At 62.8% G+C, this 13,866-nt stretch carries 10 protein-coding genes; all 10 read right to left on the reverse strand.

From position 1 onward, the window contains the following. Positions 1–91: 91 nt before the first annotated feature. Positions 92–1,144 carry an MBL fold metallo-hydrolase gene (locus CXZ05_RS19645; RefSeq protein WP_180987473.1) on the reverse strand — a complete coding sequence of 351 codons (1,053 nt, stop codon included), beginning with the start codon at positions 1,142–1,144 and terminating at the stop codon, positions 92–94. 439 nt (positions 1,145–1,583) lie between these two features. Further along, on the reverse strand, positions 1,584–2,420 hold the full coding sequence (locus tag CXZ05_RS19655; protein WP_079599016.1) for a CoA ester lyase: 837 nt from the start codon (positions 2,418–2,420) through the stop codon (positions 1,584–1,586). A gap of 17 nt (positions 2,421–2,437) precedes the next feature. Continuing rightward, complete coding sequence (locus CXZ05_RS19660; protein WP_079599001.1) at positions 2,438–2,950, reverse strand: MaoC family dehydratase; 513 nt, start codon at positions 2,948–2,950, stop codon at positions 2,438–2,440. 4 nt (positions 2,951–2,954) lie between these two features. Further along, entirely contained in the window at positions 2,955–5,051 is a 2,097-nt protein-coding gene (locus CXZ05_RS19665) for a biotin carboxylase N-terminal domain-containing protein (protein ID WP_102974182.1), read from the reverse strand. Positions 5,052–5,086: 35 nt separating this feature from the next. Next, positions 5,087–6,673 (reverse strand): carboxyl transferase domain-containing protein, encoded by a 1,587-nt coding sequence (locus CXZ05_RS19670; RefSeq protein ID WP_254865661.1) that lies wholly within the window; start codon positions 6,671–6,673, stop codon positions 5,087–5,089. Positions 6,674–7,000: 327 nt separating this feature from the next. After that, the gene (locus CXZ05_RS19675) at positions 7,001–8,569 is read right to left on the reverse strand and encodes a class I adenylate-forming enzyme family protein (RefSeq protein ID WP_217700359.1); all 1,569 of its coding nucleotides are present in this window, start codon (positions 8,567–8,569) and stop codon (positions 7,001–7,003) included. A 366-nt stretch (positions 8,570–8,935) separates the two neighbouring features. Further along, on the reverse strand, positions 8,936–9,919 hold the full coding sequence (locus CXZ05_RS19680) for an alpha/beta hydrolase (protein WP_079599003.1): 984 nt from the start codon (positions 9,917–9,919) through the stop codon (positions 8,936–8,938). A 55-nt stretch (positions 9,920–9,974) separates the two neighbouring features. Further along, positions 9,975–10,367: a nuclear transport factor 2 family protein gene (locus CXZ05_RS19685; RefSeq protein ID WP_079599004.1), complete on the reverse strand. Its 393-nt coding sequence runs from the start codon at positions 10,365–10,367 to the stop codon at positions 9,975–9,977. A 236-nt stretch (positions 10,368–10,603) separates the two neighbouring features. Continuing rightward, entirely contained in the window at positions 10,604–12,439 is a 1,836-nt protein-coding gene (locus tag CXZ05_RS19690) for an NAD(P)/FAD-dependent oxidoreductase (RefSeq protein ID WP_079599005.1), read from the reverse strand. Between the two features lie 659 nt (positions 12,440–13,098). Then, on the reverse strand, positions 13,099–13,785 hold the full coding sequence (locus CXZ05_RS19695) for a TetR/AcrR family transcriptional regulator (RefSeq protein WP_079599006.1): 687 nt from the start codon (positions 13,783–13,785) through the stop codon (positions 13,099–13,101). Positions 13,786–13,866: the final 81 nt, after the last annotated feature.

Genomic DNA, 13,866 nt, shown 5'->3' on the forward strand with positions numbered 1-13,866 from the left:
TTGGTATCAGATCCTGGACCAACCTGGCTGGCGCAGTGGTCTCATCGGGCGGCTGGCGGCTCGGATTCAGATCCGGCCCGGAAGGTTGCCGTCATCGAAGCACAGCCGGCCGTGGTTCCGTGAGGGGCACGTCGATGTCGTAGTCCTTGGAGCGCAGGTACACGACGTGGCTGGCTGTTTCGGAGACAGCCAGCCGCAGCGAGAAGGCCTGCAGGGACTCCCAGCCCCGGGACCAGGTCAGGTGCCGGGCGATGTCCCAGACGGTTTGTGGCCGGTGCACCTCCATCACCCGCAGGACCTCGGCGGAGCGTTCCCGGTTGTGCTCGATGAGCTGTGCGACCCGGCGCTGCATGCCGCTGAACCGGTACTCGTGCGCCGGGCAGATCTCCATGGCGTCCTCGAACGCGATCAGGTCCAGGGACTCGTAGTAGTCCGCCAAAGGGTTGGCAGGCCCGGGCAGCTCCAGAGCGATGTGCGGGGAGATGCGCGGCAGGACGTGGTCCCCGCTGAAGATCATCCCGTGCGGCTCATCGACCAGGCATATGTGCCCCGGTGAATGCCCCGGGGTGGTGACCACCCGTAGCTCCAGCCTTTTGGCGGGCACCAGGCTGCCGTCGGTGAGCCGCAGGTCCGGATCCGCGAGGTTCTGCAGTTGGAGCAGACTCCGGTGGTTCAGGGCCACCTCGGCCAGCCGGTCCGCCGGCACGCCCCACAGCGTCAGCTCCTCGCGGTCGTTGCGCAGGACAAGGTCAGCGTCCCCGGCGGCACTGAGCCGGCGCACTTCCTTCTCCCCCAGGGCCACCCACGCTCCCGTTGCCGCGCGCAGGCGGGCGGCCATGCCGAGATGGTCCGAGTGGAAATGGGTGGCCACGATGCCCGTGAGGTCCCTCAGGCCCAGACCTGCCTGCCGCAGTCCAGCAGCCAAATGCTCCAGGCCGGCATCGCTGTCCCAGCCCGGATCGATCAGGACGGCGTCACCGTCGCCCAAGAGTAGATAACTCAGGGTATAGCGCATGGGATTGTCCGGGAAGGGGACGGGAATGGACCACACCTCCGCGCCGAGCTGCTCCACAGGCGGCAGCACCCTGTTCTGCCACGCTTCCTTCTGGGCGTGGCCGGTGAGGGTAATCGGCGGCAGGCTCATGAGTTTCCTTTCAAACAGCAAAAATGGGTGTGTGACTGGGCTTAGCCGGATCCTGAATGTCGTCTGTGCATTCTGCATACCCGAGTTATCGTGACGGTGGTGCAACAGTAGCGGTTGAGCCACGGCTTAAGCGGGCACAGTTTGCGGGCGGGGCATACGCGAATCGGGGAGGCCAATGTCTACGCTGTTAGACCAATCCGCGTCTCGAAACGTTGTACAGGAACTTTTTTGGTTCGCGGATACACGGAGGTATTCGGTGACCAGTTCTTGAATTTGGCGGGAGAAGTCGCTGGACTGCTCCAGGGCTTGTTCGACGTGCCGAGTTCCCATCGCCTCTTCGGGTCGTTGACCATCCTGAAAGCTAGCTTTCGGAATGGTCAGCTGGTTGTCCCTTTCATCCTGGATGTTCTGCGGATTTTTCCATGAACGAGGCGGACGCTCATGCCGAGGACGTCCCTACCTTCGCAGTCCCGGGCCTCGCTATGTGCTTGGCGCGGGCGAGTGTCGTGCGGGCGTGCCGCAGGACGGGTTCGTCCACCATCCGTCCTTCGAAGGTGAATACCCCGCCTGACTGCCCGGCGGCGGCGAGCATCCGCCGGGCCTGCTCCACCTCGGCAGGAGCCGGGATGAAGGACTCGCGAATGATGGGCATCTGGCCGGGATGGATGGACGCCTTGGCTGCGAAGCCGGAGGCGACAGCATCGTCGGATTCGGCTTTGAGCCCGGTCAGGTCGGCAATGTCCAGGTAGACAGAGTCCAGTGCCGCTTTCCCGGCCGCGCTTGCGGCGAGCAGCACGTGCGACCGGGCGTGCAGGGCCACGTCCCGGTACCGGCCGTCGGGCCGGCGGCTGGACGTGCCGCCCAGTGAGGCGACCAGGTCTTCCGCACCCCACATGAGGGCCGCCACATTGGGTGCTGCCGCAATGCACGGCGCGTTGATGATGCCTCTGGCTGTTTCACACAGGGCCACCAGCGAGTAGTTGGCCAGCTGTGCCAGCGACTCTGGCTCCTCGGTCTTGGCCAGCATGACGTACCTGTAGCGGGTCTGCTGGAGTGCGTGCAGGTCCATTGCGAAGTCGTCGGTGTCCGCCGGGTTGATCCTGACGATGGTCCGGTCCGGGTCCATGGGGTTCGCAATGAGGGTTTGCCGTGCCTGTTCCCGGTCCCCGGGGGCCACGGCGTCCTCGAGGTCCAAGATGACTGCGTCAGCCCGATCCATCGCCTTGCCGTAGCGGTCCGGGCGGTCGGCGGGGCAGAAGAGGATCGCCGGGCCCATCTCAAAGGCTGCCACGGCTACTCCTGTCCGGCTGATACGGTGACTTCGTGCGCCTCGCGTGTCCACATCAGGCAGGTGCGTGTTGCTTCCGCCACTACGACACCGTCCTGGTTGCGGCCGGTGTGCTTCATGCCCACCACTCCCTGGCCGGGGCGGGAGGCGGACCGCCGGACCTCTGTCACTTCCGTTTCGGTGTACAGGGTGTCGCCGTGGAACATCGGATGCGGGAAGCGGACGTCCGTGAGGCCAAGCTGGCCGATGATGGTTCCTTCCGTCATCTGGGGCACGGACTGGCCGATCATGGTGCCCAGGGTGAAGAGGGAGTTCATGAGCCTTTGGCCGAAGGGCTGGGTGGCACTCCACGCAGCATCCAGGTGCAGGCCCTGGTTGTTCATGGTCAACGAGGTGAAAAGGACATTGTCCGTTTCCGTGAGGGTGCGGCCGGGCCTGTGGGCGTAGACCGTGCCTTCCTGGAGTTCATCAAGGTAGAGACCGCGCTGCTGGATGCGTTTAGTGTCCGTGGTGTCCATGGGATTATCCCTTCACTTCTTCGAGCTGTTGCGTCGCCGCCGTTTCGGCGGTCACAGGGTCTCTGTCGCCGTCCCCGGTCTCAAGAGAGAGCGACTCCACGGTTGCCACGATCTGCGCGGCTTTGACCAGGTCGCCCGCCTTCAGGCTCAACCGCACGACGCCGGAGACCGGAGCCGTGAGCTGGTGCTCCATCTTCATCGCCTCGATGGACAGCAACGGCTGCCCCGCCTCCACGAGCTCCAGGTCCACGACGGCGACGGCGATAACTGTGCCGGGCATGGGCGAACGGACTTCTGGGGAGGCTGCGCCTGCGTCGCGTTCCAGGGAGGCGAGGCGGCGCTGGAGCCGCTCCTGCCGGCTGAGCCGCCGGGCAGCGCCGCTCCATCCGGCGATGCCGAGCCACGCGGTGCCGTCGGCGGCGACGGCGACGGCCACCCGCCGCCGGGTGCCGTTCACTGAGGCTGAGCCATCGGCAAGGGTCTTGACGCGGAACGGCTCACCGTCGATGCCGAACGTCCGGCCCTCCGCGTCCCGGCTGACGGTGACGGTGTGCGTCTGGCCGTAAACTTCCAGATGGATCGACGCCGGCACATTGCCGCTGACCCGCCAGCCGTCCCCGGTGCCCCAGGGACCGGGAGCGTCCGGCTGGCTGGTCATCAAAGCGTGGGCCACGAGGGCAAGGTCCTCTGCGCTGAAAGTCCGGAACGGCATGGAAGCGATTTTGCGGTCGATCAGGGTGGTGTCCAGGCGCCCTGCGGCGACGTCCTCGTCGGCAATGAGCAGCCGCAGGTATTCGACGTTTGTCCTAACACCCAGCAGGACCGTGTCGGCGAGGGCACGGTCCAGCACGTCGAGTGCCTGTTTGCGGTCCGTGTTCCACACGATGACCTTGGCGACCATCGGGTCATAGTGCGGTGAGACCTCCAGGTCCTGGGTGAGGGAGCTGTCCACCCGGACGCCGGGACCGGAAGGTTCCCGGATCTGCAGCAGCCGGCCGATGGACGGCATGAAGCCATGAGCTGGGTCTTCGGCGTAGACGCGCGCTTCGATCGCGTGCCCTTCGAGCTTGACGTCGGACTGGGCGACGGTGAGGACCTCACCTGCGGCGATCCGGACCTGCCATTCGACCAGGTCCAGCCGTTCGCCGTTGACGCGGACGACCTCTTCGGTGACGGGATGCTCCACCTGGAGACGGGTGTTCATTTCCATGAAGAAGAACTCGTCCGGGGCCTCGTCGGAGACCAGAAACTCCACGGTGCCGGCGCCGACATAGTTCACCGAACAGGCGGCGTCAACCGCCGCCGCGCCGATCCGTGCCCGGATTTCGGCGCCGTTGGGCAAGCCCTGGAGCAGCGGCGCGGGTGCTTCCTCGATGACCTTCTGGTGCCGGCGCTGCAGGGAGCACTCACGCTCGCCCAGGTGGATGGTGTTGCCGTGACGGTCGGCGAGGATCTGGACCTCGATGTGCCGGGGGGAGCGGACCAGCCGTTCCAGGAACAGCGTGTCGTCGCCGAAGGAGCTCTTGGCGACGCGCCGGGCGGTTTCCAGGGTGGCCGGCAGATCCTCGGCCCGCTCCACCACGTGCATGCCCTTGCCGCCACCACCGGCTGAGGGCTTGATCAGCAGCGGGAAGCCGATGCCGGCCGCAGCCTCGATCAGCTGCTCATTGTTCAGTCCGGGTTCGGCGATGCCCGGAACCACGGGAACGCCGTGCGCGACCACGTGGTTCTTGGAGCGGATCTTGTCCCCCATCATGTTGATGGAATGGACGTCCGGACCGATGAAGGCAATCCCTGCATCCACCAAAGCACGCGCGAACTCAACATTTTCCGAGAGGAAGCCATAGCCCGGGTGCACAGCCTGGGCCCCGGTGCGGCGGCAGGCATCCACCAAGGCATCAATCTTGAGGTAACTTTCCGCCGCAGCGGCGGGTCCGATGCATATCGAGACGTCCGCCTCCCGAACGTGGCGTGCGTCAGCGTCGGCCTCTGAGTATACGGCGACGGATGTTATTCCGAGACGACGCAAGGTACGGATAACGCGGCAAGCGATTTCGCCGCGGTTGGCGACCAGCACGGTGTCGAAGATTCTGGTGGTCATGTCGGTGCTTCCTTGCGCTGGTTTGGTCATGGCGGTCACATCCGGAACAGGCCGAAGGAGGTCTCCGGCAGCGGGGTGCGGGAGACAGCGTCGAGCGCCATGCCCAGCACTCGGCGCGTGTCAACGGGGTCGATGATTCCGTCGTCCCAGAGGCGGGCGGTGGAGTAGTACGGGCTGCCCTGGTCCTCGAACTGCTGTTTCACGGGTGCCTTAAATGCCGCTTCATCTTCTGGAGACCATTCCTCGCCGGCAGCCTCGTACTGGTCGCGTTTGACCGTGGCGAGCACACTGGAGGCCTGGTTGCCGCCCATCACGGAGATCCGGGATGCTGGCCACATCCACAGGAACCGCGGCGAGTAGGCCCGCCCGCACATGGAGTAGTTCCCGGCGCCGAAGGATCCGCCGATCACCACGGTCAGCTTGGGCACCCGGACGGTGGCGACAGCGGTGACCATCTTGGCGCCGTTTTTGGCGATGCCGCCGTGCTCATAGTCCTTCCCGACCATAAATCCGGAGAGGTTCTGCAGGAAGACCAGCGGGATGCCGCGCTGGTCACAGAGTTCGATGAAATGCGCGCCCTTGAGGGCGGACTCGCTGAACAGCACGCCGTTGTTGGCCACGATCCCTACGGGGTGGCCGTGCAGCCTGGCGAATCCGGTGACCAGGGTGGTGCCGTAGTTGGCCTTGAACTCATGGAATTCGCTGCCGTCCACCAAGCGGGAGATCACCTCGCGGACATCGTACTGCTCGTTCACGTCAACCGGAACCACGTCGTACAGTTCCTGCGGGTCTGCGACAGGTGGCAGCACGACCTCGGACACTTCCCAGACGGGATCGGCGGGCTTCGGCAGGGTGGAAACGATGTCCCGGATGATCTGCAGGGCGTGCTCGTCATTTTCGGCCAGATGGTCCGTGACACCGGAGATCTTTGAATGGACCTCGCCGCCGCCGAGCTCCTCCGGTGTTACGATTTCGCCGATGGCCGCTTTCACCAGTGGCGGACCGCCCAGGAAGATGGTGCCCTGGTTGCGGACGATCACTGTCTCATCACTCATCGCCGGAACGTAAGCGCCGCCAGCGGTGCACGACCCCATTACTGACGCGATCTGCGGGATACCCGCTGCGGACATTTTGGCCTGGTTGTAGAAGATGCGGCCGAAGTGCTCCTTGTCAGGGAAGACCTCATCCTGCATGGGCAGAAACGCCCCGCCGGAGTCCACGAGGTAAATGCAGGGCAGCCGGTTCTCCAGCGCGATCTCCTGCGCCCGGAGGTGCTTCTTCACCGTCATCGGAAAGTATGTTCCACCCTTGACCGTGGCGTCATTGGAGATGACCAACACCTGGCGGCCATGTACCACACCGACTCCTGCGATAACACCCGCACCAGGGGCCTCGTCGTTGTACAACCCGTTTGCCGCAAGGGGGGCAATCTCCAGGAACGGGCTGCCTTCATCCAGCAGGTAGTCAATGCGGTCCCGGGGCAGGAGCTTTCCGCGGGCAACGTGCCGCTCCCTTGATTTCTCCGGGCCTCCCAGGGCCGTCCGGGCTAGCCGTTGCCTCAAGTCCTCGGCCAGTGCTTGTTGCGCGATGGCATTCTCAGGCCATCTCGTTTCTGACGACACGAGGCTGCCGGTCTGTGTTCTCACCTGTTCTCTTCTCCAATCAGGGAAACTTGCCACAACTTTTCAGCGAGCCCGTTGTCTCTCTCGTGTGTGGTCGTTACGCTTCGGCTGTCGCCGGTGCTTGAATACTTGGTTACGGGGCAGCTCGATGGAGCGTGCGGAGAAAAGGCATGGAAGTTACCGTTTTCGACGACGTGACGGCTCTTTAAGCGGTTCGGGGGCTGTCCAGTGAACTGTGGGGGCCAGGGCCGGTGGTCCCGTTTTCTCCGCGCTGGTTCCGCACCTCCGGGCCGAGTGGCCCGCGCTAGAGGTGCGGTTCGATACTGGTCAGCTTGCGGGGGTGGGGGTAGCTTCGAGCTTTCGGCGCATTATCTTCCCGCTCGATGTCGTCGGCAGGCGGTCGACCAAGTGTATTTTTTTCGGAACTTTGTACGCTGCCAATCGAGTGCGACAGTAGGCGATCAGCTCGTCCGTATCGGCTTTTTGGCCAGGGGCCGGAACCACGTAGGCGTGCGCGATTTCACCCTTAAGTTCGTCGGGCCTCCGGCCCACGCCGACCATAGCCACTGCCGGATGCCCTATCAGGACTCTTTCGATTTCGGCCGGGTAGACGTTATACCCGCCTGTGACGATCATGTCCTTGAGCCGGTCGATGATATAGAAGTGGCCCACGCCGTCGTGTATGGAGATATCTCCGGTATGCAGCCAGCCGTCGGCATCGATGGTCTCTGCGGTAGCGGCAGGGTTGTTGAAATAGCCCATCATGACAATCGGGCCTCTGACCATGAGTTCGCCCGGTTCATTCGGTGAACACTCCCTCGTGGGGTCATCGGGCCGCACGGCCTTGAGCTGCACCCCGGGAAGGGCTACACCCACTGAGCCCTGTGGGCCGGGAGCATGCAAGGCGTGGGTGGCGCCCAAGCCAGATATTTCGGTCATTCCCCAAAGCTCGAGCAGGGGTGCCCCGCTCCGGAGTTCCCATGCGTCAATGACGCTGGTGGCGATGGTCTGCCCCCCCACAGTGCTACGGGTCAGAGATGCGATGTCGGCTTTTTCCAGGGCAGCGTCCGCTAACATCATCGCGTACATCGCGGGCACGCCTTCGAACATCGTCGCGCGGTGCTCTTGAATGTGCATCAGGGCGAGGGAGGCATCAAAACGCTTCATCAGCACAACCTGGCCGCCCGCCATGAGTGTGCCATTGATGACAACATTGCCGTAAACATGAGCCGCAGGAAGGGCCGAAACTACAACGTCGTCTGCACTGCGACCATGCATCGCGGCAGTGTAAGCACAGTTGAGGACAAGCGACCGATGCGACTGCATGGCCCCCTTCGGCCGGCCCGTTGTCCCTGATGTGTATGCGATGCACGCAAGGGCGTCGGAGTCCACCGGGTAGGGCGAAAACTGCGACCCGTCTTCCGCGAGCAGGACAGAGAACGACACCGCGTCTTTCACACCAGTTTCGAAGGTGACTACGAGGGCAAGTGTGTCAACGTCATCCAGGGCGGCACTGACGGCTTCGAGCCGGTCGCCCGAGGCGATCAGGGCTTTGGCCCCAGAGTCCTTGAGGACAAAATTCACCTCTTCGCCGGTGAGCATTACGTTGAGCGGGTTCACAACCGCACCGATCTTCAGCACGGCGTGGTAAGCCACTATCCATTCCCAGCGATTCGGGGCAAAAATTGCGACACGATCACCGGGATCAATCCCGCGACGGAGGAGACCTACCGCCACATTGCTGGACTCGCTATCAAGCTGCGCGAAAGTGTGCTGACGTTCATCGGTTACCAGCGCGGTCTTGTCTGGCCACCGCTTCGCAAGGCGAGGAAGCATCTGGCCAAGCCCATCAAGCGGCGGGAACATACGCTCTTGCGTCGTGCTCGTGGAAGTCATGGCACAACTCCTTCGTTGTAATGGGGCGTTGTTTAACGCATCCCCGTTCTAATAGGTGATTCCTCACCCGCGTCACCGGCGGTGGGTGGCTACAGAATGCCGAATGATATACAACAGCATTTGTACCCCGCGTCCGAGCTACGTCGCTGGAGGTTGTATTCCTGCGCCACCAGCGCCCGGCATCTTCTGAGCCCTGCACTCCTGATGCTCGGCTCAGTGAGCTGCAAACGGTGGTTCAGAGATGGTTGGGCTGCTGGTGGTCTTCGTCCCGGCCGGACCCGCAGCCGGTTGGCTACGGGACCGACCACACTGGGCCTTGCTCGTACTTTGGGTGCCAGGTCGAGACGGCGGCCTAAGGGAGACGGCTTAGGAAGTGGCACCTTCCGTTGCTAACGCGTTGCGGGTAACCAGCGCTCTATCGAGGAACCCGGTGATTGTGTCGCGGGCGCCTGCATACGCTGCCAGCGCGGGCAGGACGAAGAAGTCGTGGAATGACCCGTCGAACTGGGCGACCTCCACAGACGTTCCGGCGCTGTTGAGGAGTTCCGCGTAGTGAAGCCCGTCGTCGCGCAGCGGGTCATGTCCGGCGACGATGACGAGGGCCTGGGGGAGGTCGGCGAATGACTCCGCGTTTGCCGGGGTGGCCCGGGGGTCGATCCTGTCGGCTTCCGTGCTTAGGTATTGGTCCCAAAACCAGAGGGTGTCGGCGGCAGTCAACACAGGCGCGTTGGCATGTTGGATCCAGGAGGTCCGCTCAACTGCGTACTCCGTGGCGGGACATAGCAGCACTTGGGCAACCAGGGGCTTGTCGTGGCCGCGGTCTGAATGTGTGATAGCAGCTGAGATGTTGCCGCCTGCGCTGTCACCGCCTATTGCAATCAGCGCCGAATCCAGGCCCAGTTCCCCCGCATTGCCACGGAGCCAGGCCAAGGCTGCTTGGCAGTCCTCAAACGGGACCGGGAATTTGTGCTCGGGTGCCAGTCTGTAATCGACGGACGCCACGGCAATGTTGTTCGTCCGCACGATGTCGCGGCAGAGGTAGTCGACCCCCCCGTCGATGGACCCCATCGTCCAGCCGCCGCCGTGAATGTAAAGCAGGACTGGCACCGGGAGCTTCGAATCGGGCCGGTAGAGCCGTACCCGCACGTCTCCGTGGGGGCCGGGTGCTGCGTGTTCGGTCACCTGGTTGACCTCCGGGGCCGGCGGCGTTTGTGCTTCTGTTTGTGCAGCAAACGCCCGGACGCCTTCGACGCCCAATCCGGACAGGCCAGCCGGAAGGGCAACAGCGAACATATCGGCGACCGCCTGGGCGTCGGAGTCGAGCGGGGCGCTGGTGTGGTTGGTGGGCATAATAGTTCTCCTCATCGGTTGGCGGACACAGGGTCCCGCGGTCAGGACTGGCTTGTCAGCCCAGCTTGCTGTTGTCCATCGTGTCGAATAGATTCTTCGTGTCGAAGACCTCGAGGACCTTAGTGATCTTGCCCTCAGCAGCCTCGATGACGATCGAGTAGCTGTTGCGGTACTGCTGGCCCCACCGGGTGATGGCGTTCATCGTGAAGACCATGCTGGCGTGCGTCTCAGTACCGAACGCGGCAAGGATCTCCGGCGTCATCTGTTCCGGATCGTAAAACTCGGTCATCACTTTTTTGAGCATCGCCTCGACGTTCTCGCGTCCGACGTGTGCCCCGCCAACGCCTTCCCAAAGGCTCACCGGAAGGTGCCATTCCACATCGTCGGCAAGATGGTCCAGGACTGCGGGGTAGGACATGTACGGAAGCAGTTCAAGGGCTGTGGTCATGTTGTCTCCTTGCAGGGGCCGGGTGTGCTTCTTCACACACCCGGCGGTTCAGTGGGTGATTAGGTCAGGCGGCAAAAGGGTCTATGGCAGCCGTGTGCTTCTCTTCGCGGAAGGCGTTGAATACAGCAATCGGGTCCAGGAACTCACGGACGTGCATCGGCGGCAGGACCTCCTGCCGGAAGGGGGCGGGTGTCAGGGGCGGTCCCGTTCGCACCTGCGCCCTAGTTGACGTGTCCCTAGCTGGAGACGGAGACTGTGTCTTTTTCGAGGAGAAGGCCGTCGAATGTGCCGGAATTCCACCAGTCTTCGATCATGTTCCAGAAATCGATTTCGCTGACGCTGTGGACGTCGTTCCAGAATCCATGTGAGATGTCGCCTTGCCCGCTATAGTAGCCGGGGGTGCAAGCCGCCAGGTAGGCCATGCGAGGGGCCGCTGTTTGGCGGGTCTTTTCTACCCAAACGTCCTGGGCATTCAGGTCTGGCTCGACGGTGGAGACGCCGGTAGCCCGTGCGTGGGCGATGATGCGTGCAGCATGCCGGGCCTTCCGGTCCAACATATATGTGTAGTTGACCAGGTAGGCGTTCTGACTCATGCCAAGCTCGATGAAGTTCGGGAAGCCGTGCGAAAAAAAGCCGTGCAATGTCTTAGCACCGTCAGCGAAGTGTGCCCGCATTGACAGTTCGTCCCGGCCAATGACGTCGTATCCGTATTGGTCCGCGGCGGAGCTGCCCGTTTCAAATCCGGTGGCGAAGATGATGCAGTCCACGTCGTAGTGCGTGCCTGCGACGACAATGCCTGTCTCTGTAATCGCCTCGATGCCGGTCCTTGCGGCAACGAGCTTAACCGAAGGAAGATTGAAAGCGTCCAGATACTCGTCATTGAAGGTTGGACGCTTGCAGACGTAACCGAACCAGGGCTTCAACGCCTCAGCGGTTTCGGGGTCACTGACCTTGGACTCGATGTGGGCGTGGATCTCCTGCACCATCTGCATATCGGAAATTTCGGCCAGCGCCATCTGGTCTTCAACAGGTAGCTCCGTCGCAGGCACGTCGACAAGGTGGTGCCCTCTGAGCGTAGGAAACAGACGCGACCAGATGTCATCGACGAGGTCCTCTTCACGTGGGTGGCCGTGCAGCCAGGCAAGGAAGTTGTCATGTCGGACGTCTTGCCAACCGGGCTTCAGTGACTTCACCCACTCCGGGTCGGTGGGTCGGTTGTTACGGGGCCCGACCACGCTCGGAGTGCGCTGGACAACGAACAGCTCCTTCGCCTCCTGAGCCAGGTACGGCACGGCCTGGATTGCGGTCGCACCAGTTCCGACAATCGCAACGCGCTTGTCGCGGAGGTTCACGAGGTCACCCTTGGGGCTGCCTCCCGTGTAGTCGTAATCCCACCGGCTCGTGTGGAAGATCTTGCCCTTAAACTCACCGATCCCTGGAACGCGGGGGAGCTGGGGCTTGTTGAAAGGTCCGTTGGCGCGCAGGAGGAACCGGCTACGCAGCACGTCGCCCCGGTTGGTCCGCACCTCCCAGCGCTTGGCATCCTCGATCCAGCGGGTTTCCGTGACAGTTGTTTGGAACAGCGCGGCGCGGTAGAGATCGTAGTGCCTGCCAATGCGCTGCGCGTGTTCAAAAATCTCGGCGCCGTCAGCGTAGCGCTTGGAAGGGATGTAGCCGGTCTCTTCGAGGAGGGGCATGTAAATGTACGATTCGACGTCGCACTGGACGCCCGGGTAACGATTCCAATACCACGTACCGCCGAAGTCCCCCCCCTGCTCAATGATGCGGAAGTCCGTGATGTCGTTTTTTGTGAGATGAGTACCAGCCAGCAGGCCACCAAAACCGCCACCGAGCACGACAACTTCGAGTTCCTCGACAATGGCATCGCGTTGAATCGGGGATGAGTACGGATCGAGATCCTCGAGTTCCCTTGTGTCGGACAAGCCCTGGAACTGGGCCAAGGTTTCCTGTTTGAGGCGGGCGTCCCGCTCGACGGCATACCGCTGACGGACTTCGTTTGGGTCGAAGCCGACAGCGACCGGGGTTCCGGAGATGGGGAGGTCAACAGTCATGATAATCCTTTGGCAGAAGAGGGGGACGGGCCGTCCCAAGAGGCGTAAGCGCGTCTGCCCTTGCCGGTATTCGGTAGTGGCGATGTGGGCGGGACGACCAGTGGTGACGGCGGCCCCGCCGACCGGCTAGGGGTGTTGCCCAACCCTCTGATCGAAGTCCGCCGGTTAAGGCGGGGTGGCAGCTGCTGCATTGCAGATCCATAATCGACAGATTGTCAGGTTCCTTCGACAGGATGTCATATTGTTGCCTGCATCACAAGGGGTTGCTTCAACCGAGAATTCCCTGCCGTCGATCGCGGGAGGTGGTTGAAGGTTTTGTTCCCGCACAACTCCGACATAACGGCGTTGTGCGAGACCCGGCACCCCCTGAATGCGTGTACGCGAGTCAGGGAACGTTTCAGCGGGCCGTCAAAGCCGCAACTGGCAGGTGTCCCGGGCAGCGGGGGAGCCGGCGGGTCTGCGTGGCGTCCCGGAAGGACGCAGGATGGCAGGTCCGAGGTAATTGCCATCCTGGCGTGCGTGCCTGGCGTGCTAGGCGGACAGGAGGAGTGTGCCGCTCCTGACGAACGGTGGGAGGGTATACCGCAGGGGTTTCGGGAAGACGCCCATCAGGCCAGGGGTTGCAGCCTTGGCAGGGGCGGGCCTTCACATAGGTTGGGCTAGCGAGGAGCGGGCGCCTGACCAACGGCCGGCCAGAGTCCGCTGCGCGGACCCCATATTGCGGCCAGGAACATTCGAGTGAGCAGATCGACGTGTCGATTCATCTCCTGCTGATCTGACCCGGCGCGTACTGCTCGGTAAAAGGCGTCGGCGGTGGCATGGAGAAGCGTCCCGGCAAGATCCTCATAGTCGCTACTTACTGGCTCCGCTCGACCCAGATCGCACTCGAGACGGATGTACTCGGAAAGCTGCGTTGTGAACTCCTGCATGGACTCAGCCCACATGGCTTCCATGGAAGGGTCGATGTCGCGGACTTGTGTAAAGGCGATGAGGAGCTCTGCGTGATTACGCCACACCTCAGCCGTGGTGGAGAGCGAACGCCGCACGTGGTCGTGCAAGGAATCACCCTGTAAAGCTGGCCGCCAAATACCGCTGCGTGACTTGAGCTCCGACCAGACATCCGCGACGGCCACCGTGAGCGCAGTTTCTTTAGTATCAAAGTAGAAGTAAAAACCTGAGCGGCTCAGCCCGGCCGCCTTCGTAATATCGCTGACCGACAGCGAGGACAATGGCTGCTTACTCAGTAGGGGAGGCAGTGCGTCAAGAATGGCGCGTCGTTGCCGTTCACCCTTGCTTAATTGGGCGCGGCGATCTCCTGCCACAGGGGTAAGCGGTACGGAGGTCATGTGTCCATTATTCCCTACGCGGTGTTGATTCACTGCGATACTCCGGACCCATCCTCCACGGGGGGTAGCGCTGGCCAAACC

It is taken from the genome of Arthrobacter sp. AFG20 (assembly GCF_002892795.1).
In the GTDB taxonomy this organism is placed as follows: Bacteria; Actinomycetota; Actinomycetes; order Actinomycetales; family Micrococcaceae; genus Arthrobacter.